At 38.5% G+C, this 24,324-nt stretch carries 15 protein-coding genes; 9 read left to right on the top strand and 6 right to left on the bottom strand.

The window, feature by feature from the left end:
- Positions 1–25 precede the first annotated feature (25 nt).
- Positions 26–2,923 (top strand): ligand-binding sensor domain-containing protein, encoded by a 2,898-nt coding sequence (locus FW778_RS16045; protein ID WP_150415837.1) that lies wholly within the window; start codon positions 26–28, stop codon positions 2,921–2,923.
- Between the two features lie 89 nt (positions 2,924–3,012).
- On the opposite strand, the gene FW778_RS16040 is transcribed toward FW778_RS16045, so the two are convergent.
- Positions 3,013–4,127 (bottom strand): IS3 family transposase gene (locus FW778_RS16040; protein ID WP_150415836.1). Its coding sequence is split into 2 segments (ribosomal slippage): positions 3,013–3,866 and positions 3,866–4,127, totalling 1,116 coding nucleotides; the frame shifts between segments, so codons are not numbered across the junction.
- 1,166 nt (positions 4,128–5,293) lie between these two features.
- Between FW778_RS16040 and FW778_RS16035 the strand changes: the two genes are divergently transcribed.
- Complete coding sequence (locus FW778_RS16035; RefSeq protein ID WP_150415835.1) at positions 5,294–7,681, top strand: ABC transporter permease; 2,388 nt, start codon at positions 5,294–5,296, stop codon at positions 7,679–7,681.
- 308 nt (positions 7,682–7,989) lie between these two features.
- On the opposite strand, the gene FW778_RS16030 is transcribed toward FW778_RS16035, so the two are convergent.
- The 4 genes from FW778_RS16030 to FW778_RS16015 are packed head-to-tail and all read right to left on the bottom strand — an operon-like array spanning position 7,990 to position 15,204.
- Positions 7,990–10,803 (bottom strand): formylglycine-generating enzyme family protein, encoded by a 2,814-nt coding sequence (locus FW778_RS16030; RefSeq protein ID WP_150415834.1) that lies wholly within the window; start codon positions 10,801–10,803, stop codon positions 7,990–7,992.
- A gap of 17 nt (positions 10,804–10,820) precedes the next feature.
- The gene (locus FW778_RS16025) at positions 10,821–12,893 is read right to left on the bottom strand and encodes an amylo-alpha-1,6-glucosidase (protein ID WP_202552299.1); all 2,073 of its coding nucleotides are present in this window, start codon (positions 12,891–12,893) and stop codon (positions 10,821–10,823) included.
- 35 nt (positions 12,894–12,928) lie between these two features.
- Complete coding sequence (locus FW778_RS16020; protein WP_150415832.1) at positions 12,929–13,204, bottom strand: hypothetical protein; 276 nt, start codon at positions 13,202–13,204, stop codon at positions 12,929–12,931.
- A gap of 38 nt (positions 13,205–13,242) precedes the next feature.
- Positions 13,243–15,204: a beta-L-arabinofuranosidase domain-containing protein gene (locus tag FW778_RS16015; RefSeq protein WP_150415831.1), complete on the bottom strand. Its 1,962-nt coding sequence runs from the start codon at positions 15,202–15,204 to the stop codon at positions 13,243–13,245.
- A 201-nt stretch (positions 15,205–15,405) separates the two neighbouring features.
- Between FW778_RS16015 and FW778_RS23750 the strand changes: the two genes are divergently transcribed.
- Positions 15,406–15,591: a substrate-binding domain-containing protein gene (locus tag FW778_RS23750; RefSeq protein ID WP_150415830.1), complete on the top strand. Its 186-nt coding sequence runs from the start codon at positions 15,406–15,408 to the stop codon at positions 15,589–15,591.
- A gap of 71 nt (positions 15,592–15,662) precedes the next feature.
- On the opposite strand, the gene FW778_RS16005 is transcribed toward FW778_RS23750, so the two are convergent.
- Positions 15,663–16,694, bottom strand: coding sequence for a GntR family transcriptional regulator (locus FW778_RS16005; protein WP_150415829.1), 1,032 nt, complete (start codon positions 16,692–16,694; stop codon positions 15,663–15,665).
- A gap of 546 nt (positions 16,695–17,240) precedes the next feature.
- Here FW778_RS16005 and rhaT point away from each other — a divergent pair.
- The 6 genes from rhaT (at position 17,241) to FW778_RS23195 (ending at position 24,296) form a co-directional block, all read left to right on the top strand.
- The gene (gene rhaT / locus FW778_RS15995) at positions 17,241–18,326 is read left to right on the top strand and encodes an L-rhamnose/proton symporter RhaT (RefSeq protein ID WP_150415827.1); all 1,086 of its coding nucleotides are present in this window, start codon (positions 17,241–17,243) and stop codon (positions 18,324–18,326) included.
- Positions 18,327–18,349: 23 nt separating this feature from the next.
- Entirely contained in the window at positions 18,350–20,473 is a 2,124-nt protein-coding gene (locus tag FW778_RS15990) for a bifunctional aldolase/short-chain dehydrogenase (protein WP_150415826.1), read from the top strand.
- Positions 20,474–20,635: 162 nt separating this feature from the next.
- Positions 20,636–20,950: an L-rhamnose mutarotase gene (rhaM, locus tag FW778_RS15985; protein WP_150415825.1), complete on the top strand. Its 315-nt coding sequence runs from the start codon at positions 20,636–20,638 to the stop codon at positions 20,948–20,950.
- Positions 20,951–20,959: 9 nt separating this feature from the next.
- A complete protein-coding gene (locus tag FW778_RS15980; protein ID WP_150415824.1) occupies positions 20,960–22,234 on the top strand; it encodes a TIM barrel protein in 1,275 nt (424 codons plus the stop codon).
- Complete coding sequence (locus FW778_RS15975; protein WP_150415823.1) at positions 22,231–23,619, top strand: FGGY-family carbohydrate kinase; 1,389 nt, start codon at positions 22,231–22,233, stop codon at positions 23,617–23,619. Before FW778_RS15980 ends, FW778_RS15975 begins: the two co-directional genes overlap by 4 nt.
- A 161-nt stretch (positions 23,620–23,780) precedes the next feature.
- A complete protein-coding gene (locus FW778_RS23195; RefSeq protein ID WP_202552297.1) occupies positions 23,781–24,296 on the top strand; it encodes a hypothetical protein in 516 nt (171 codons plus the stop codon).
- Positions 24,297–24,324 lie beyond the last annotated feature (28 nt).

The raw sequence follows: 24,324 nt of genomic DNA, 5'->3' as shown, positions 1-24,324 counted from the left end.
TTGTTATAGGAATTTTTGATAACGAATGAAAAGATTGTTACTACTGCTTATTTGTTTGCCGTCATCTTTATATGCTCAAAACACTATAGGACTTCCAGACGTAGTGAATTATTCCAAACATGTTTACGGGGGAGGATTGCAAAACTGGGATATTCAACAAGACAATAATGGAATTATTTATGTAGCCAACAACGAAGGCTTGCTTTCTTATGATGGCAACACATGGCATCTTTATCCATTGCCTAATAAAACAATTGTCAGATCAGTGGAAATTGATGCTGATGGAAAAATTTATGTAGGCGGACAGGACGAATTAGGATATTTTTCACCCGGTATAGCAGGTCGCCTTACTTATCATTCATTAACAGGACTCATACCTTTGAAAGATAAAAGTTTTGGCGACGTTTGGGATATCGTTTCATCCGATAGCAACATCTTTTTTCGATCCCCTTCGAAAATTTTCAAACTTAACAAAGACGGAATAATTACCTACAATGCTCCCCAGGAATGGTCTTACATGGGACTCTGCAATGGCCGTATATATGCCCATGATTTTAAGACCGGGCTCATGTGTTTTGATAATAATGCGTGGCATCCCCTATTTTCCCACAACAGTTTGTCAACTACTGATCCGGTAACGGCTATTGTGCCACTAGGTGGAGATAGTTCGTTGCTGGCAACTTTAAAGAGCGGCCTTTTTTATCTCTCAAAAGCTGGCATCTCGCCCTTAGCCGGTACCAACAATGATTTGTTCAAAAACGAAAGAATATATGCGGCCGCAAAAGTTAATCCTCAATGGACGGCTTTGGCAACTACTACCAACGGTGTTCAGATAATTGACGCCGTTGGTAACATTATACAAAGTTTTGGAAAAACAGAAGGCTTGCAGAATAGCAACGTATTGAGCATATTCAGGGATCACCAAAGTAATTTGTGGTTAGGCCTGGATAATGGTATTGACCTGGTTGCGTATAACAGTTCCATTAAACAAATCAATCCTTCTCCGCTCGGCGGTTCCGGATACGCCGCAATCATTTACGAAAACCGCCTGTTTATTGGTACCACCAATGGCCTGTACAGTACCGCCCTACAACAAATGAAAGACTTGAGTTTTAGCAAGGGTGATTTTGATTTAGTTAAAAATACCAAAGGCCAGGTATGGCACCTTGCGGACATTTATAACGAATTATTGATGGGGCATCATGAAGGCGCATTTGTAATAAAAGATAACGTGGCCACCTCCATTTCATCCAATCCGGGATTTTGGAATTTTGTCCCGCTTTCAGATTCAAATACTGCCTCGCAATTTGTATCAGGATATTATAAAGGGCTCAAATTTTTTAATTACACGAGCGGACAATTTCGCGAATCGGGTGAGGTGGCCAATTTTGATGAATCCTCGAGATTCGTTGCTATTGATAGCGAAAATAACATTTGGGTTTCCCATCCTTATCACGGGATTTATAAGATCACTAAAGGCGCTGATAATTCATTTTCAGTAAAAAAATATACCGATAAAAATGGCCTCCCGTCGGCACTGAATAATAATATTTATAAAATTAAGAACGCTGTGCTGGCAGCAACCAACAAAGGCATTTACGCATACAACATTGCCGAGGATATTTTTGAACCGTCATCTTATTATCAAAAGTTATTAGGCACTCAAAGCATACGTTATTTAAAAGAAGATCCAAAGGGAAACATTTGGTTCATTCATGAAAAATCATTGGGTGTGTTAGATTTTTCCGGAACCAAGCCAACGATCATTTACTTGCCTGAATTAAATAACAAAATGCTGAGTGGATTTGAGTTTATCTATCCTGTAAACGAAAGCAATATTTTCCTGGGAGGAGAAAAAGGATTTTTCCTGATTAATTATGAAAAATATAAAGAAGATGAACCAAAGTTGCAGGTGCAGGTAAGGACAGTGCGTATTATTGACAACAAGGATAGCCTTTTATTTGGGGGATATTTTGCCAGTGTGAATGCAAATCAAATGCAGGATGTCAATAAAATTCCCGACATAAAAAACAACTGGAAAACGATTCATTTTGAATTTTCCTCATCACTATTTGGCTATCAGTCTAATCTTGAATACAGTTACAAATTGAAAGGCTTTGAGGATAACTGGAGTGAATGGAAGGACAAAACAGAAAAAGAATACACTAACCTCGCGGCAGGAAGCTATACATTCCAGGTTAAAGTACGCAACAACTTAGGGAGAGAATCCGGCATCGCGACATTTGCTTTTAAGATTTTACCGCCATGGTATCAAACAACCGGCGCCTACTTAATATATTTTTTACTTTTCGGATTAGCTATTTACACAATTTACAGAATTCTTCGAAAGAAATTTATTTTACAAAAAGAAAAACATGATGAGGAACAAAAGAGACTTTCCTACATCCATGAATTGGAATTAAATAAAACAGAAAACGAATTGGTTGCATTGAGAAACGAAAAACTTGAAGCAGATATCAATTTTAAAAATTCAGAACTGGCATCTTCGGCTATGCATCTTGTTAAGAAAGGCGAATTGCTCTCTAAGATAAAAAGTGAACTTAACCAGGTGATGAAAAGCCTCGAAAATCCCGCTGCCGCCGCCGAAGTAAAGAAGATGATCAAAAGTCTAAGCGACGATGATAATATTGACAGAGAGTGGGAAAGCTTTGCCAAACACTTTGATAAAGTGCACAGTGATTTTGTAATAGGATTAAAAGAAAAACATCCCAATGTTAGTGCAAACGAGCTAAAACTCTGCGCATATTTGCGCATGAATTTGTCAACAAAGGAAATTGCACAACTAATGAATATCTCAGTTAGGGGAGTTGAAATAAGCCGTTACCGCTTAAGAAAGAAATTGCAGGTACCAACTGAAACAGGTCTCTTCGACTATTTGATTAGCATTCAAAAAATAACATAAGGGTGAAGTTAACAATCCTCTGTTCACCACTTTGAGCTCGTGAATTTAATCCACATTGCCAGTGTAAGCTTCCCCGTTTTTCGTACCAATCAAAAGTATAAAAACTCATTTAGGTTTTTTAGTTTTATAGGGTATGGATTATAAGATTTTGGTGGCACATAGCCTAAGGCTTTATGCGGCCTTTCATAATTATAATCCTGCATCCATTCTTCTGCTTTTTGTCTCACTTCTGATAATGAGGTAAACACATAAACGTTTAATAATTCTTTTCTGATATTGCCATTACATCGTTCCACATAACCATTCTGCATAGGCTTTCCGGGCTGTATAAATACCAATGTTATTTTATTATCCCTGCACCACAGATCCAGTTTGTGCGATATAAATTCCGGCCCGTTATCTACTCTTATCATATCCGGTAATCCTCTGAACTCTTTTAAGTATTCCAGTGTTCTTATTACTCTTGTTGTTGGTAGTGACGTATCAGCTTCAATAGCTAATACCTCCCTGTTGTAATCATCAATAATGTTTAATAATCTGAACTTTCTTCCATCCCACAGTGTATCATTCATAAAGTCTATTGACCATACCTGGTTGATCTGTTCAGGCTGATATAAAGCCTGCTTCGCTCTTGCAGGCAAACGCTTCTTACTTCTGCGCCTGATGCTTAACTGAAGCCCTGTATAAACACGGTATACACGTTTATGATTCCATACAAAACCCTTTCGTCTTAATCGTTTAAAGCTTTGCCAAAAGCCAATGGAAGGGCGTTGTTCTATCACCTTATTCAACGCATCAATAACCGGTTCATCCGCTTGGGGTTTGCGCTTATATCTTCCTGAGCTGCGGGGCAGGCTTACTGCTTTATATGCCTGGCGTTGACTGATTCCATGTTCTTCAATCATGTGCTCAGCCAAGCTGCCTTTCTCGTCAGGCATTAAAGTTTTTTTGCTACCGCATCCTTTAAGGCTTCATGCACTAAACTTAAATTGGCATACATACGCTTGAGGCGGCTATTCTCATCTTCGAGTTCTTTTACCCGCTTCAGTTCCTTCACATCCATGCCTCCATAGCGCTGGCGCCATTTATAAAATGCTGCCGTAGTAATTTGCAACTCACTGCAAATGTCTTTGGCATCCCGGCCATTCTCATGTTCCTGGATCGCCTTTACAATTTGTGTTTCTGTGAATCTTGTTTTTTTCATAATTATCCATTTAAAGTTAGAAATTTATTCAACTTTTAAATGGACGAACTTTGGGGAAGCTTACACCAGTTTTTTTAGCATTATAAACGGAGCAATTGGCAATTTATATTTCGGGTAGCCTAACCGTTAGTTTGCTTTGCGGGGTTCTTTCATAAAAGTTATCGATTTTAACTTAAATTGTGAACGTATTCGAACTACTCGATACGCATTAGATTAATTTAGAAAAATATCCATCACCTAAAAAGAAAACTCTCCGGTAATTTTACGGAAGCCGGCTCGTATATATACTATAGCTTTTTTTGTTGTTATAAAGTATTTTTGTTACACCTCGTTTTTAAATCCATATAAATTATTTCGCCGTTGTAAAGAACACCTTGTTGCGAACTAATTTGTTCGATGTAAGAACCACCCACATTACCCGGGGTTTTCCCTGGGTTTTCCTTCGTTTAAGGGGCATAGTTATTACCGGGATGAATTTATTACAAGTAAGCTTCACCGTTAGTTTTCAGCACTATCCGTTAGCGGGTAAATAACTAATAGCAAAAAAACGTTACTGCCGCCTTCATCGTTGCCATTAAAAAATCTTGACGTATTATTTTATTTTCAAAAATATATGGAGGCATTTTTTCCCTTTCCGGGTAATTTGGCGGTACATCATCACCACCGAGACTTTTTCCTGCAGGCTTTAGCAAAATGCGGTCAATATGTAATTATTACCCGTTCGGTCAGGGCGACCAAACAAGTACCGAACAAATACCGAACGACTATCATATAACTTTCAAAGTAACCCTTTCGCAATATGTGCCCAGGTGTTCACTTTCCTTAAACAAGTGTTCGTTTCTGAACACTTATATTATTAAAAAATTATTATATATAACTCTTTATCAACGCCATACAAAGTTGGTATAGCGATTGAAATGTTTTTCACACAGTTTCAAATTTTGAATGAGGGACATTACTAACTTTTAATTCCAAACTCTATCAGGTGATTATAAATTGTTTTAAAAGTGCATCGGGGTATCGGTTCAGATGCAAAAGCGATTACTCTATTTATAATGCCGGCCACCTCCGCGTTCAATTCCACTCGACTATTAATGAACAGGGATCGGCAAATAATGAATCATTAGCAAAACTTATCAGTAAAACGTAGACGTAAAAATTACTTCATGCTAAAAAATTATTTCAAAATTGCGTGGCGCAATCTTATTAAAAGCAAAGGCTATTCTATTATTAATATACTTGGCCTCGCGACAGGTATGGCAGTCGCAATGCTGATTGCGTTATGGATTTGGGATGAAGTTAGTTTCGACAGATATCACACCCATCATGGCCAGCTCGCACAGGTAATGACCACGTTTATAGACAATGATGGCAAGATGGAAACAGGGCAGGCCGTTTGTATGCCGATTGGTAATGAGCTTCGCAGCAAGTATGGAAGCGATTTTAAAAATGTGTCCATGGCATCCTGGAATTTCAGCCATGTATTAAAAGTTGAGGATAAAAAAATTACCGGTAGTGGTATGTGGGTTGATTCAAATTTTCCATCCATGTTTTCATTAAGAATGATAAAGGGAAACATAAATGGACTGGCAGATCCTTCATCAATATTAATAAATGCTTCACTTGCAAAAGCGTTGTTTGGGAGTACAGATGTTATTAATAAAATGATACGGCTCGATAATAAAGATAACTATAAAGTGTCTGGCGTTTTTGAAGATCTGCCTCATAACACTACTTTGTACGAGACCAAATTATTATTGCCCTGGAACAAATATATAACTACTGAACAATGGCTAAAAGATGCGGCAACACAGTGGAACAACCACTCGTGGCAGACGTTTGTTGAGGTAGCAGATAATATAAACATCGACAAAGAAACAGAGAAGATAAAAAATATAGTGATGGCTCACAAGGTTGCGGCTACGGATGGCAGAGAACAAGCAGTGCTTTTTCCTATGGATAAATGGCGGCTATACAGCGATTTTAAAAATGGTAAAGCCACCGGAGGACGCATACAATTTATCTGGTTGTTTTCAATAATTGGTGTTTTTGTACTGCTGCTTGCCTGTATAAATTTCATGAACCTATCTACGGCCCGAAGCGAGAAAAGAGCGAAAGAAGTGGGCATCCGCAAAACGGTTGGTTCAGTACGTAGCCAGTTAATCGGGCAGTTTTTAAGCGAATCGGTTTTAGTGGCATTCGTGTCTTTTATATTTGCAGTATTGTTGGTTTTTTTATTAATGCCATTCTTTAATAAGCTGGCAGATAAAAGCATGCAACTTCCCTGGGGCAGCCTGATATTCTGGCTGATAGCATTAACATTCACACTTATTACGGGATTAATCTCGGGGAGTTATCCTGCATTTTATCTTTCCAAATTCGAACCCATAAAGGTATTGAAGGGAACATTTCGTGTAGGTAAGTTTGCCTCACTGCCCCGTAAAGTTTTAGTAGTGATTCAATTTTCATTTTCCATTGCTTTAATCATTGGAACCATCATCGTTTTTAAGCAAATTCAATTTGCTAAAAACAGGCCTGTAAATTACCGAACGGAAGGGCTCATCACCGTCAATATGTCAACGCCGGACTTGTATGGGCATTATGACGCATTACGAAATGATTTGCTTGCTTCAGGCGCTGTTGATAATATGGCTGAATCTTCCAGTCCCACCACCGGCGTATGGTCAAATCAAATTGGGTTTAATTGGCAAGGCAAGGATCCAAACTCTCTGCCATCTTTCGGCACGATTGCAGTAACGCAGGATTTTGGTAAAACCATTGGCTGGCAAATAAAAGAAGGAAGAGATTTTTCCAAAGATTTTGCAACCGATAGCCTTGCAATTGTATTAAACGAATCTGCCGTAAAACAAGTGGGAATGAAGCGTGATATTGTAGGGCAGATCATTCAATTCAACGATAAAAAATATACAGTTATTGGCGTGATAAAAGATATGATTATGGAATCACCCTATAAGCCTGTTGAGCCAACGGTTTTTCTGTACAACCCTAACTGGGCCAATGTAATAACAGTCGCAATAAAGCAAGGGGTGCCTGTAAAAGATGCCTTAAATAAAATAGAAACAGTTTTTAAAAAATATAATCCTTCAGCGCCTTTTGACTATACATTTAACGATGAAGACTATGCGAAGAAATTTGCCGATGAACAGCGGGTGGGCCATCTTGCAACGTTTTTTACCATACTTGCCATTTTTATTTCCTGCCTTGGTTTATTCGGACTTGCATCATTTGTGGCTGAGCAGCGCAAAAAAGAAATTGGGGTACGCAAAGTGCTGGGTGCATCGGTATTTAATCTTTGGAAAATGCTCTCCAGGGAGTTTGTATTACTGGTAATTATTTCCTGCCTCATTGCTATACCATTAGCGTGGTATTATCTACATCAATGGATATTGCAATATGACTACAGAACTTCTATCTCATGGTGGGTATTTATTATTTCGGGAGCGGGTGCATTGTTGGTAACCCTAGTTACCGTTAGCTTCCAGGCCATAAAAGCAGCGGTTGCAAACCCGGTGAAAAGTTTGAGAACTGAATGATAAATACCTCAACGAAGTTTGTTGGCAAGACTAACGTCAACAGCTAGCCGAAATTGTTATACTTAAAAATATTTTAACGCTTTCCTGAGATTTCCCGTAAGCAACGACTTCCGGCCTTATCAAAACATATAATTGATTTGGCTGTTGGTGGAAAATGGTATTATCAAATTATCGAAATAAACACAACAAAAGAGTCTTCGGAGAAAATATTCTGAAAAATCGGGGACGGCTTCGTTTTTGTCATTTTTCGCTAAAAATTGAGAAAAAAAGCAATTTTTACTGGAACACCTTTTTAAAACACATCCCTACTACCTGCGACCTTTAACACAACGGAAACCTACAGTAGCATTGCGTTCGAAGCCAGGTGAAACCCTCAAAAGAAATTGCCGGTAAGTTAAAGGCCTAGGCCCGCCCTGCACATACCACCAACTGGAAGAAGGATTGAAATAGCTTCCTCCTTTCATTAAAATATAACGGTAGCTTCCGCTTTGGTAAATATCATTTGTAAGTTGCCAAACACAGCCTACCAAATCCTGCAAGCCGTATGGATTTGCTCCGCGCTTATATTTACCTACCGGGTACATTTTACCCTCACCCAAATTGCTATAGGTTGAATCAATACCTGCGGGTTTCTTTACGGTGAGGGTATTGGTAACAACTTCTGACGTCCATTTCACCGGGTTCTTTTGCTTCCATGGCCATTCATTTAAATGAGGAGTTTGCGCCGCATACTGCCATTCTATTTCCGATGGAAGCCGCTTGCCTGCCCATTTTGCATAAGCTTTTGCATCTTCATACGATACATACACAACAGGGAAATTTTCCATGCCCACAGGAATATTTTTATTTATCCAGTTCTTTAAAAAGTTGGCTGTATCTTCTGGCTGGTAGTTGGTTGCATCTAAAAATTCCTTGAATTGCTTGTTGGTAACGGGGAACTTATCCATAAAAAAAGATGGCATTTGATAAACACTGTCTTCATTAAAATTGGGATAAGAAATAAAATCATCTCCATGGGTTGTGTGAAATTTAAATGAACCTGCAGGAATCGTTACCATTCCATTTAAAACGCGGGTAGCCGGGACCGTTGGTTCAATATCAGTTATTAAACGCGGCGTCCCCGGGGCAATTTCATAAACCCTTTCGTCGAGCAATTCATCCTCATTAAAAAGTTGTATCACAAACTTCCCTTCATAACGGCCAAAGAGGTCCGTTAAATGAATTGAATGCATACCAGGCTTAAATACAACCGGCTTTGTATCATAAGATGGAACTCCTTTCCACACTTTAATTTCCGTGCCTTTGTCTGCGTTTATGGTTAAGATATCTCCTGATAAATTTGTATTTAAGAACTCCGGCAGTTGTGCAATGCAATCCACCGCACCCTCGTTATTGGTACCTAACCATGAACTGTTGAAAGCATCGGTTTGCACCAAAGCTAACGAGTGATCACCATCCGGTTTAGCATTCAATTCCTGGTGGTGCCAAATATCTACAAGATGTGTAGCGGGTTTATTTTTTATTTCAAAAAGTGAACCGTTATAGCCACCGGGAATAATGCTGTAAATGGTATAAATTGTTTTAGAAGCAGAAGGCCATTCATTCACCCAAATGCTATCCCTGTTTGTTGAAATTAACGGCGTGTACGCTTTACCGGTAAAATTGGTAGCGTTCTCACGTAAGATTCTTACGGTCTGTCCAAGGTACCGGTATTCATCATCAAGATTGGCAGGCATACCTGGTGAGAACATATTTATTTCTGTACCGTAGCCATTAAAAAATGATAAAGAAAATTCGCGTCGTATCGGTTCTTTGTAAACTTCTGCTACCCTGAAAATTGCAAATTCAGGTTTTATGAATTTATTGAGGTTTAGCATAGGCGCATAATACAAAGCGTTATGAACCCTTCCTGCTACAACACCCTGCATATCCCTTGGAACAGCCATTCCTTCGGGATACATAATCACACCAGGCTTTACACTGTCCGCCGCGGCCTGCAACTCATGACTGGAAGCTCCTTGTGTATCCAACACAGCACCATCGGAATTGGTTTCACGAATGATATCTGCCAGGCCGGATAAATGACCTTCGCCGCGTGTGCTTCCATCCCATGGATTGTAGCAGATAAACATATTGGTATTCATCTTATGACAACTATCTGCCAATGCTTTTATTTTCGATAAGCCTCCTGGTAAATCCCTGAAAAGATCAAATTGATTCCGCTGATCGATACCCAAAGAAGGCCACGTGGGCCAGATGCCAACCACATCATCACCGCCATATAACGGAAGGCCTTTCTTTAAAAAGTTGATGACGTGATAGGTATGATCCTTACTATCATAAAACTGGTTATCCCACGACATCAACAGGTGGACCACATAAGATTTCCTGATCCATTCAAGATCTTTACGATGATATAAGCTGTCATCAAAAGTTTTCACATCATACAAACTTCTTTGCTGAAACATTACCCGAAGGCCTTGCTGCCATTTCCCCTTATACAGATCAGCATACAATGAATATGATACGCTGCCACCAGGATAAAGTGTTGTTTCAAAACGTCCCATGCTGCCCTTCTCAAAACCCTTTCTTACACGCCTGGCAAGAGCACAAACAGAAAGATTATTATTTACAGGTGATTCTGAAAATCCAAGTTCCCAGGCATTATCCGGAACGATTACATTTACAGGCTTACGATTAGGGAGAAATAAATGCGTTCTTGAAAGGCCATTATCTCCAAAGCCGGTTATAAAAACTTTATCGTTGCTTCTGCCTAGCGGAACGACATTTGAAATGGTAATGGTATCGTTTGAAATATTTTTAAAACTGACCATCCCCTTAAATCCGGGTGAAAAGCCTTGATCTGCTTCAAAGCTTACAGCAAGCTTTTGTTGCCATTCGTCTTCATGAGACGGAGTACAGTATTTTCCATTTAACTCAAAATCAACCAATGGAATTGTTTTATCCAAATGAAGAGATTGATTGTCATTATCCTTAATGTTGGATACAGTTAAATGATCCACCTGGATGTTTTTCAAGCCTGCAACATCCTGAGCTTCGCAGTTTTTTGAGAACAGAAAGATACTTCCGGACAGTAATAGCAGAGGTAATTGTTTTTGCATGAATATTCTTTTAAAGTTTATTTTCTTTTGGTTTGAAGGTCCATCATCATCCGGATTATAATGCCGGCCCAGATGTAAGTGCGGTGATAACCACCCCAAGTACTGTCGGGATCATAAAATTCCCATAGCTCATGATCTGATTTTAAAACGCCTATCATATTATCCATCACTTTATGAACTAATGTGGAGGCTTCCTTTTTATAGCCATAATCCAGCAGGCCGCGTTCTATCAGGTAATTCCATTGAACCCATACGGCGCCATTCCAATATCCCTTTGGATTATAATAAGAATCATTAGAAGCCAAAGAAGGAACTCCATAACGGCGCCAGAAAGACGCAGTGTCTGTTAAATGCTTTACAAGGTAGGCTGCCTGCTGGTGATCAGCCACACCAGCCCAAAGTGGCAAAAATCCTATAATCTCATCTCTTTTAAGATCATCTTTTTTCTTATAAGTAAACTTATGAGTTCGCTTATCTACATTATAATAAAAATGATTAACAGGGTCCCAGAAAGTTTTATTTATAAGCAATGTTCTTTTTTGGTAATCTTTTTTCCATGCAACAGCTTCTTTGTCCAAATGCAATGTCAAAGCCATTTTCTCCAATGACTTAGCTTCCATCACCAACATGCAATTTAAGTCCAACGCTTCAAATTCTGCGGGGTAACCGACCTGGTCCCAAACGGCTACATGTCCATCTCTAACTGACTCCAGCACTGCTTCTCCGCCCCATTCACAAAGCCCGTCATGATCAGTATCACGGTTACTTGTATAAAAATTATAAAAGCGTTTGGATGACCGGTACAACTCACTTAGAAATGATTGATCCTTTGTAATGTTATAAACTTCCCAGTTAAGCCAGGAATACCATGGCGCTGATGATGTGAGCTGTCCTTTGTACTCAATCACTTCATCGAGGTAGGAGCCCGTACGATAATTAATATAACCGTTAGAATGCTGCCTGTCAGAAAAAACTCTTTGCGAATTCATGGCACTTACAGGATCTATATAAGCATAAGCCAGCATGGCAATGCTTTCATGAAATACCTGTCCGCCATGTCCCCAGCCCCATTGCGGCTCACGCGAAAAAACATAATAGTTATGTTTTAAATTTCCTTCTGCAGGATAAAAAACTTGGCGCATCATATTGCAGGCACTCCAATACAGAGCCATAGACGCAGAATCGCTAAAAAAAGGCAAAGGCGTTTTTGAAAACAAATGCTCGTTGACTTTTTTATATGAAACGATTGAAGCATGCTCCATTGAATCAGCTTCCTTTTCTAATGATGAAACAGGATGACTCAATGGTTGAACAATTCTAAAAATGCGGAAGCTGTCAGATTGATGTGGTTGTAAAGAAACATCTTTTCTAATACTAATTAAATGCGCCGAATCCGTTTCATTTTTCTCTTCAAAAATATTTTCATTAAAAGAAAGATCATTTACACAAACTGCTGAAGAAACATTACTGCTAAATTGAAATAAATCCCGGATGCTGTCTACCATTGGAAGATGATGATCCTTTGTCCATCCATCAGGCTCTTCAACATGCGTGAAATAGATCTTACCATCTTCGGCCATTACCCTGGTATTTTTAAAAGCTTGTTGCTTTTTCTTAATAAAAGATGCGAGATTAATATTTCTTAGGACATTGCTTTCGTTCGTTATTTTCATTTGCCAGAAAGCGGCAGTTGAGCTATGAACAACCATTGAAATTTCAACACGAATATTTTCAAACGGATAATAATGGTACGTCACCATGTCGGGGTAAGAAAGTGTAATCACAGGCTTCACCTTCATATCAACTACACGATAAATCCATTGATTATTTTCCCAGAAAGCAAAGCCAAGGTCTCCTGCATTGTCGGTAATAAAATCTGCTCCTAATGAATCTATATCATACTGCAGCCGGTAGCCTTCATCCAGTGTGAATGCCGAGCGTTCCATTGCCGCCGCATAACCGGTATAAAGTGGAAAGTGCTGGCCAGCCTTAAGGTTAGATAAAAAAGGACGAGCGGGTTGTGCATCGCATTGTATAAATATCGATAGCGCCCCAAACAACATTAACACCAACCTGCAAGGATTTATCATAATTTTTATTTTTCTACCTGCCTGTAACATTCCTATCATATTTTATAATTGCTTCCCTGCAAAACAGCGCCGTTAAAATCAACAACTATATTATCTCCTTTTATTTCAATAACTCCTGTGCCGGATGAACGACCTGCATTGAATTTATAGTAAGAATTTTTTACAGTGATTGAATGAAAAATCACCATTCCGTTTTTTAACGGAACAGTCGCTTGCGCTGCAGCCTGTTCTATTTGAAAATTAAAACACAACATTACAGCAATGAAATAAACAGAAATTTTTCGTAGCATCGTTTTGGGCTTAGTAAGCATATAAAAAATATTGAATCAAATTTTGGTCAGCAGGGCCATTATTCAACAACCGGAAATTCTGTTATTCTCAAAGTTGTGCATCCATAAGGAATTAAGGTAACGGTTACAGGTTTTTCGCCGGGTGGCATTGGTTGCGGGCTATACGGTAATGGGCCTGCATTGCCATTGTAAAGCTGCCAGTTGGGTAATCGCACTGCTGAAGCTTTTAATTCAACCGGTGCATCTGCCAAAGTCCAGGGATAATCTGAGATATGTTCACTCTCAATTACCTGGAAAGCCTCTTGCCATTTTTCTTTGGGTATCTCTAATAGCCCATAATTCCATGGGGACAGCGGATGCACCTCATAATAGTCTCCGTATTGATCATTATTTTTTTTCTTCTCCCAGCTTTCATCAACCTTAAGCGCATACACCAATGGGCCTCGTTCTACAGACTCGGAATTTTCATTCCATCTTTCTAAAGAAATTTTCATTGGTAATATCAACGTTACTTCGTCATTATCCTTCCAGTTACGATTTATTTTTATAACCTGGCCTCCTTTTGCATTCTGCAGTTTTTCTCCGTTCACGGCAATCTCTGCCTCATCACACCAGGCGGGAATTCGAAGATGAAATGGGAAAGTAATTTTAGCCCCTTTATTTTTATAAGTAAAATGAATAGCATCTGCAAAGGGATAATTTGTTTTTTCAATAAACTCAACCTCGGTACCGTTAGCCACCTTTATTTTTACTGACGAAGGAGCGTATAATAATGCAGCCACTCCATTATCTTCGGTAGCCATCCACAAATTTTGCGTGAATTTGGGCCAGCCCTGGTGCATATTGGCGGTACAGCATGGATAGCCGGTTAATATGCCAAAACATTGATCTGTTCCATCGTAGGGTGTCATAAAATTACGATCAAGCCTGCTTATCATTACCTGGTTTGCCTGTTGGTAATACTGGTGCGTCATGTAGTCGTCGCTTGCCTGCGTAGGCAATGCATTGAAGGCGATCTTTTCAAGATGATCCATATATTTTACATCGCCGGTAATCGACATCAAGTTTTCCAAAGAAAACATCATTTCAACAGCCGTACAAAATTCAGAGCCCTGCGTGGGTACGTTACCGTGAGTTAGCTCATCTGCGCCAAACATTCCCTGTGGCTGACCTAGATATTGGCGAATATCTTTAAATGCTTTGTTTACAGAAGCAGGATATTTTTTTCCCGGATCTTGCTGGTAATAAATAACGGGTTCTTTAATTCCCTGCGCAAGGTTCACTCCATGAAAAGAAAATAATTTTGATAAATTATCTGTCTTGGAAAATGTATCCGTCCAATCGAAGGTTTGTTTATGAATAAGATTTGCCAGGTCTAGTAGAGTTTTATCTCCTGTGATGTTATAAAGCCAATAAACAACCATTAAATTATCACCGCCTCTTTGTGAGCCCCACCAGCTCCAATGATCAAGAGGTGTTGTTGGCAATTGCTTCAGCTGATAATGAAAATATTTTGTCATTAAGTTGATGACTCTTTTATCTCCCGTGGCAGAATAATATTGCTGGAGCACTTTCAACATTACCATTTTTGGCCACCAATCCTGCGGTTTATCTCTTTGTAATCCTGCTTCGTTTGCAGGTTTTTCTTTTGTTGGTTCAGGGCCAAAATAACCATCGGCCCGCTGGTGCGTAATAGACCATTCGATCCACGGCTTCACTTTATTTATTAATTCTTTATCGTTTAGAATATATGCAAGCGGAACTAAGCCATCCAGCCAATAGGGTCCCCTTTCCCACACATCACCATCACCGCCAAGCCAGCCATTTCTTTTTCCCATTACCTTGCTATATAGGCTGTCCAAATGACCGGTTGAGCCGTTTTTCATTTTAACCAGTTGAACTTTTAACCAGCCCGCCGGTTGGATGGCACCGATAGGTAATTCGAGGAAAGGCTTTTGTAATAACGGGGTCCGGTTTTGTAAATAATTTGTTTTAACTGTATCGCCGGAAGGTATCGCCATTGTGGTGGATATATATAAGGATAAAGCACAAATGAAAACGTATCTGAGCACTCGCGGTTTCTTTTCCATTAGTTATTATTAATTTTACGAAAGCTTTCAAAACTAGTTAACAATACTATAAAGTGATTATGGCTTTAGCGTAATTTAGGCTAAAAAAGCAGAAATAACGTTTCTGGTAAGTAGCTGTAATTGGATTTAATAATGACCCAATTAGTGAAATTGTGGAGGCCAACTTTATCAACGGTAATGTTGCCATGTTATGAGATCGGCACGACAGCGGTAGAAATGCTAATAAAAAGAATTGATGATCGTTCTACCCCGCCTGAAACTATTACTCTACAAAGCACGCTAATCAAAAGGAAATCATCCCAGGTAAATCTTAAATAGAGTCCCCGGTCATAACCTTTGTATCGTATTGCTAAGAGACAGAAATTTATCTGGAAAGATTGCAGGAAAATTTACAAAGATGCCCGCAGTCTTAAATAAAAAGGTATCTCAACGTGTTCGTTAGAACGTTCTAAAATCAATTTCGCAGCTTTTTCCCCCATCATTTGAAAATCAGTAGAGATAGTGGTAATGCCATTAAGAATTAATTTTTTTAAAGGAGTTTCATTGTAAGAAATAACTCCTACATGTTTGCCCGGTTTCATTTTAGTAGTTAGTATTTTTTCAATAAGAAATACCAGGTCATTTTCCATGAGGTTGATGTAAACCTCTCCTTCTTTTATCGGTTCTTTATGCAGGTTCTGAACGACCTTATAATTAAAAGCATATTCCTGGCAATAGCGATAAAAGCCTTCCAGTATTTCTTTTGGATGATAGGTATAATTTGGGAAAATAATTTTAATAGTATTGTATTTACTTAGCTGCCCGTTGGCCTGTACCAGGGCGCCATAAATATCTTTTTCAAAATTTTCGTATACGGCTGCATACTGTCCCGTCACACCGGGTACCAATTTATCCATTAAAATTAATTTGTCCTTCGGAATGGTATTAATTATCTCGGAAACATTTTCCGATGCATCGGTGAAATGGGGAATTATCACATAATGCGTATAATCGTTTTTTTGACTCGTAATTAATTTTTTAAAAAAGAGAAAATCATTGTTATATATATAAAAATCAATTGCGGCGAGATCTCCCAATGATGCAACAAAAGCATCATAAATAATTTTTTTATGGGCACTTAACTTATTAAATAATAAAAAGATTTTGAGCCGCTGATTTACTTCAGCATTTTTTACAAAGTAACCTTTGCCAGGCACGGAGCTGAGTGTACCATTTTTCTTTAAATGCTTATAACCTTTTTCAGCAGTATCACGTGATATATCAAATTCAAAGCTCAGTTCGTTTATAGAAGGAAGCACATCATTTTCTTTTAAAATGCCCTCGCCTATTGCTTTGGTGATACAATTGGCCAGTTGCAAATATTTAGGCGTGGAAGAAAAATAATCAATAAGAAGGTATTTAAATATATCATGTTGTTTCATGCGCCGCCAGTAAATTTATTTATCAAACTTACTGTAATTATCCAATACGATTCTTTGGTAAAAAAATGAAATGATTATCAACTTACCATGACAGTACATGATAGAAATATTATTATACCCGTTTATCTTTAACCATCTTTTGCTTATATGAAAATATTTTAAATGGGAGTAATTGTCGGCATTATCTTTCACTTTATTGGTGGATTTGCCTCACGAAGTTTTTACATGCCTTATAAAAAAGTCATGGACTGGTCAGGGGAAAGATCCTGGTTTAACAGCAGATTATTTTCATCTTCATTTATCAATACCGGAGTCTGTTCTCACTATTACAACACACAGCCAACACGTTGTAAAGTATCTTTTACCCCTATTTTAAACCCATACTTCACCTTTAAAAATTATCACGCAATAATAAGCCGGCCTATAGTTTTGCTGCTGCCGGATTTTACAAAAAACAGGAAATTTAAAAGAACATATCTTCTTAAAATTTGTACTATTATTTATGGTGCAAACGAAAGGACCATGAACTAAAATAATAACTCTAAAATGCAAATAATCTTAGGAATAATATTTCACTTTATTGGTGGCGCTGCCTCAGGGAGCTTTTATGTTCCTTATAATAAAGTAAAAGGATGGCATTGGGAAAGCTTTTGGATTATTGGTGGACTTTTTTCCTGGCTCATTATTCCTCCAATAGCGGCGTGGCTCACGGTTCCTCATTTTGCTGAAATCATTTCACAAACCCCTGCGTCTACTTTTGGCTGGACTTATTTCTGGGGTGTACTTTGGGGAATTGGCGGATTGATGTATGGACTCGGTATGCGTTATCTTGGAATGTCGTTGGGCAATTCTGTTTTGCTCGGCTTTACATCTGCATTCGGAGCATTGGCACCGTCTATTTATTACAACTTTCATCCACAGGCAGGTAAGACAACTTTCCATGACCTGCTCACCAATTCCTGGGGACAGATTGTACTTATCGGCATAATACTTTGCCTGGCCGGAATTTTTATTTGTGGCAAAGCAGGAGTATCGAAGGAACGGGAATTATCAGAAGAAAAAAAACAGGAAAGTATAAAAGAGTTCAATCTTGTAAAGGGTTTAATCGTTTGTATTGTTGCCGGAATTTTAAGTGCCTGTTTTAATTATGGAATTGAAGCTGGTTCTAAAATGGCCGAAGTAGCGAATACCATGTGGAAAACAGCCAATCCTACAGAAACCGGTAACTTTTTGTATAGAAATAATGTGATCTATATCGTTCTTTTATGGGGTGGTTTAACTACCAATTTTATCTGGACAATGTTTCTAAATTTCCGTAATAAATCTTTTGCTGATTACACGAATAAGAAAACGCCACTTCTTCGTAATTATATTTTTTGTGCAGTGGCCGGTACGCTTTGGTTCCTTCAGTTTTTCTTTTATGGAATGGGGGAAAGTAAATTAGGTAATGGTGCAAGTTCATGGATACTTCACATGTCATTTATAATTTTAGTGGCCAACATGTGGGGCTTTGCTCTAAAAGAGTGGAAGGGCGTGAGTAAAAAAACCCGGACGACAATTATAATAGGAGTTATCACAATTATACTTTCTGTAATACTGGTAGGGTATGGTAATTCTCTCAAATCAAATTAACGAAAAACTATAAAATATTTGATATGGTAATAGCTGAACCAAGACAATTTAAGCACGTAAGTTACTTATGGAATACCAAAGAGGCAGCCGCTCTTGAAGGCGACGAAGTAGGATTATTAATTTACCGATCCAATTTATTGGGTGCTGATCTTCGTTTAACTAATTATGGTGGTGGCAATACTTCCTGTAAGGCAATGGCTAAAGATCCTCTAACCGGTGAACAGACAGAAATAATGTGGGTGAAAGGCTCAGGCGGCGACATTGGAACATTAACTAAAAGCGGGCTTGCTGCTTTGTATGTAAACAGGCTTAGAAGCTTAAAAAACGTATATCGCGGCATAGATCACGAAGATGAAATGGTAGAATTATTTAATCATTGTATTTATGATTTAAATTCCAAAGCGCCATCCATTGATACACCACTGCATGGCTTTCTTCCCTTCAAACACATTGATCATTTACATCCCGATGCAGCGATAGCGATTGCCGCATCTAAAGAGGGAGAAGAAATAACCAAAGAATTATTTAACGGTACAATAGGCTGGGTAGAATGGCAAAGGCCAGGCTTTGATCTTGGATTAAAATTAAAAAAATGTCTGGATGAAAATCCCGGCATACGCGGCATTATGCTCGGTTCACACGGGCTCTTCACCTGGGGGGACACTGCTTATGACAGTTATATCAACACGCTGGAAGTTATAGAAACATGTGCGCAGTACATTGAAGAAAATACCGGTAAAAAAGGGCCTGTTTTTGGCGGGACTAAAATTGAGTCTTTGCCGGAAGATAAGCGCTTACAACAGGGTGCCGCCCTTGCGCCTGTATTGCGTGGCTTCTGTTCATCTGAAATCATGATGATCGGCCATTTTACAGATGATAAAAAAGTGCTGGAATTTATTAACTCAAATGACCTTGAAAGATTAGCGTCTATGGGTACCAGTTGTCCCGATCATTTTTTACGTACAAAAATAAGGCCGATGGTGCTTTCATTGAAGCCCGATGAAGATCTTACCAACATTGATGCTATAAAAGAAAAGCTTTCATCTGCGTTTACGGGTTACCGAAAAATGTATGCAGAGTATTATGAAAAGTGCAAACATCCCAATAGTCCCGCCATGCGTGATGCAAACCCGGTTGTAATTCTTTATCCTGGTGTCGGTATGTTCACCTTTGCAAAAAACAAACAAACAGCAAGAGTTGCCGCGGAGTTTTATATCAATGCGATAAATGTAATGAACGGCGCAGAAGCCATTTCAACCTATACCTCACTACCGGCGCAGGAAGCTTTTAATATAGAATATTGGTTATTGGAAGAAGCCAAATTGCAGCGAATGCCGAAGCCAAAAGCTTTATCCGGAAAAATTGCGCTTATTACCGGAAGTGCCGGTGGTATTGGAAAAGCGGTCGCTAAAAAATTTGCTGAGGAAGGCGCCTGTGTTGTTATAAATGACAACGATGCAGCACGCCTGGAAATTGCTAAAGCAGAATTCAGACAGCAATATGGCAAAGATGTTTTTATAGCAGAACTACTCGAAGTAACAGAAGCTGGTTCGATAACTAAAGCCTATAATTCCGCTGCTTTAGCGTTCGGCGGAATAGACATCATTGTAAATAATGCAGGCTTGTCTATTTCAAAAACGATTGAAGAACACACTGAAAAAGATTGGAATCTTTTGTATGATGTTTTGGTTAAAGGTCAATTCCTGGTAACGCAAATTGGTTTAAAAATAATGCGCAAACAAAACCTTGGCGGTGATATAATAAATATAGTGAGCAAAAATGCATTTGTAAGCGGCCCCAACAATACAGGATACGGTTCAGCAAAGGCTGCACAATTGCACCTTAGCCGTTTAACAGCAGCAGAACTTGGCCAAGATGGCATAAGAGTAAACGTTGTAAATCCTGATGCCGTAATATCCGACAGTAAAATATGGGAAGGCGCCTGGGCAGAGGGAAGAGCAAAAGCTTATGGTGTATCGGTAGCAGAGTTGCCTTCATTTTATGCAAAGCGCACGTTGCTTAATAAAATAATAAATCCCGGGGATATAGCCGATGCATGCTTTGCATTTGTTGGCGGGCTTTTAAATAAATCAACCGGAAATGTATTGAATGTAGATGGAGGAGTTGCAGCTGCATTTCCAAGATGATAAACTTAGTTTTTTCTCGCAATCAATAAGGGTTGGTGATTTTCTAATCGGTCAACCCTTTTTTAAATTAACGATATTACAGCCGATGTAAAATATTCAGAAATAAATTATGTTGTAATTGTACTTCATTTTTAACTTAACAGAAATTAACCCAAAACGAAGATGGAAAGAGTCGCTTTTAAAATGAAACTATTTAATGGTGCTGAAAAAGAATATAAAAAAAGGCATGACGAAATATGGCCAGAGTTAAAAGAACTTTTAAAAGAGGCAGGCATTCATGAGTATTCCATTTTCTTAGATGAATCTACCAATAATCTTTTTGGCGTATTAAAAATTGAAAATGCTGAAGCATTAGATGCATTGCCTGCCAACGCTGTAATGCAGCAATGGTGGGCTTATATGAAGGACCTCATGGAATGCAACGATGATAATTCACCAATAAGTATACCTTTAAAGGAAGTTTTTCATTTGCCATAAATCAATATCATGCAAATTAAAAAAGAAACATTACAAGAGTTAAATCAACAGCACCTGGCAGATCATAAAAAGCAATTTGATTTTATTGCTTTACAAATTCCGAATGTTGAAAACATTTTGCAAAAATTAATTGCATTTCAAATTGCCATACCAAGCTGGGCTTTAGGTACCGGGGGGACAAGGTTTGGAAGGTTCCCTGGTGGCGGCGAACCTTCAAGCCTTGAGGAGAAGATTGAAGACGTTGGCTTATTGCATTCGTTGAATCAATCCAGTGGAGCTATTTCTCTTCACATTCCGTGGGATATTCCTGAAGATGCAAATGCTATAAAAGCTTTAGCGGCTCGATATAATTTAAAATTTGACGCGGTAAACTCTAATACCTTCCAGGACCAGCCTGGCCAGGCCTTCAGTTATAAATATGGCTCACTGCAACATGTAGACGCAAATGTACGGCGCCAGGCTATTGCTCATAACATTGAAGTAATAAAGCATGGTGAAGCTCTTGGTTCGAAAGCTTTAACCGTGTGGCTTTCAGATGGCTCCTGTTTTCCCGGTCAGTTAAATTTTCGGGAAGCCTTTAAAAGAACTTTAGAAAGTCTTCAGGAAATTTACAAGGCATTACCTGCTGATTGGAAAATATTTATTGAGTACAAAGCATTTGAACCCAACTTTTATAGCATGACTGTTGGCGATTGGGGACAGTCGTATTTATTTTCAAGTAAGCTTGGCAGTAAGGCCTATTCATTGGTTGACCTTGGGCATCATTTACCCAACGCAAATATTGAACAGATTGTTTCATTATTAATGATGGAAGATAAACTTGCCGGCTTTCACTTTAATGATTCAAAATATGGCGATGATGATCTTACGGTCGGAAGTATAAAACCTTATCAGCTGTTTCTTATTTTCAAAGAACTGGTGGAAGGTATGGATGCAAAAGGACTGGATCATGCCACAGATCTTGCATGGATGATTGATGCCTCTCATAATGTGAAAGATCCTTTGGAAGATTTGTTACAATCTACAGAGGCCATCATGATTGCTTACGCCCGTGCCTTATTGGTGGATGCAACCACCCTGCAACAGGCACAGCAGGAAAATGATGTAGTAAAAGCGCAGGAAATTTTACAATCGGCATTTCTTACGGATGTACGGCCGATTATTGCAGAAGCCAGGATGCTTTCCGGTGGCGCATTACGGCCTTTAGAATCTTTCAGAGTTTTAAATGCGCGCGGGGAGTTAATTAAAGTTCGTGGCAATAAAACGCTTGCAACAGGGCTATGAACTCCTTACCCGTTATAGCAATATTTGATATTGGTAAAACCAATAAAAAGTTTTTTCTTCTTGATACCAGTTACCAAATCGTACATGAGCAGTCAATAACATTTCCGGAAATTCACGATGACGATGGAGATGCATGCGAAGACATAAAGGCTCTCACCAATTGGATAACAAAAACATTTACTGGTATTTTATCCCAAAAAGAATATGATGTAAAAGCTATTAATTTTTCGGCTTATGGAGCAAGCTTTGTTTATATAGATGCTGAAGGAAAAGTTATTGCCCCGCTATATAATTATTTAAAAGATTATCCGGCCAAATTAAAAAATGCTTTTTATAAAAAATATGGCGGCGAAGAAAATCTGTCCTGCGAAACAGCTTCGCCTGTTTTGGGAAGTTTAAATTCCGGGATGCAATTGCACAGAGTAATGCATGAAAATCCTGCGCTTTATAAAAAGATAAAATATGCATTACATCTTCCCCAATATGTAAGTTTTGTTATTACCAGGAAAATGGTTTCTGATATCACAAGCATTGGCTGCCATACCCTTTTGTGGGACTTTAAAAAAAATAATTATCATAGATGGGTGAAAGAAGAAGGCTGGGAAAAAAAACTGGCGCCTGTAAAACCTTCGGGCAAAGCATTTAATATAAAATTTAATAATAAAACCTTAAAAGCCGGTCCCGGGCTGCATGACAGCTCGGCTGCACTTATTCCTTATCTCGCGGTTTTTAAAGAACCGTTTATATTAATTTCCACCGGAACATGGTGTATATCATTAAACCCTTTCAATAAAAAACCATTAACCGTTAAAGAACTTAAAAATGATTGTTTGTGCTATCTCGATTATAAGGGAAAGCCTGTAAAAGCATCGCGTTTATTTGGGGGCTATGTTCATGAGCAACAAATAAAGAGGATTGCAAAACATTTTCGAAAGCATGGCGACTTTTACAAAAGTATAAAATACGATGCCTCCATCATTCAACACTTAGCAGATTTGGATATCTTAAAAAATAAATTTGAGGATAGTGATCATCTTTCAGGTAAAATAACTTTTGAAAAAAGGCAATTGAAAAATTTCAAAAATTATGAAGAAAGCTATCATTGTCTGATACACGATATCATGCAACAGCAATTTATTTCTACGAAATTGGTACTTCAAAATTCTAATGTAAAACGCATATTTGTTGATGGGGGATTTAGCAATAATTCTATTTATATGCACTTGCTTGCATTTGCCTTTCCACAACTCGAAGTGTATGCTGCATCTGTTGCACAAGCCACTGCAATGGGCGCTGCTCTCGCTATCCACACTTCATGGAATCCTCTGCCAGTACCAGCTGACATGGTTAAGCTCACTTATTATGAGCCCCTTCCAGTAATGTAACTTGATGCGTGAACCAGGCGGTTCAAAAAAATAAACAAAAACTTTTATCAGTTTAATATATTGGATTAATTATTTTTATTGCTAAATACGGATGGTAAACTCTTCATCAATTTCTATAAGATACAAACATTTTTCCTCCAATTAAAGCTTAAACTAACCGAATGATAAAACTATTTTCGTCAGCAAGGAGTAAATCAATTATCTGTTTGGCACTTCCGGTTTTTTTATTTTGCAATTTTAATAGTACATCTGCTCAAACTATTTCAAAAAAATGGATTAATCAAAATCTGCAATATGCTGCAAGACAATATAAAGTATTGATGCAAAAAATTCCCGAGGGAGTTATGCCTGAATCATTCCAAAATGGCAAGCTTAAAACATGCAATTCTTCAGACTGGGTTGCCGGTTTTTTTCCAGGCACGTTATTGTACTTGTACGAATCAACCGGGAATAAAACATTGTATAACGGGGCGCTGAAGAAAATAGTATTAATGGATAATGAGCAATATGACACCGGCACACATGATTTAGGTTTTATGATGTATTGCAGTTATGGTAATCTTTTTCGTATCTGGCCTGATGATAAATACAAACAAATTTTATTGACCTCGGCCCGGTCTCTCTCAACACGGTTTAATCCAAAAGTGGGATGTATAAGATCCTCGGGGGAAGTCTGATGACACAACCGAGTTTAGAGTAATTATC

The organism is Ginsengibacter hankyongi, assembly GCF_008710285.1.
Classification (GTDB): Bacteria; Bacteroidota; Bacteroidia; order Chitinophagales; family Chitinophagaceae; genus Ginsengibacter; species Ginsengibacter hankyongi.
The sequence above is the reverse complement of the archived record's forward strand: the minus strand, read 5'-3'. Positions and strand labels throughout refer to the sequence as shown.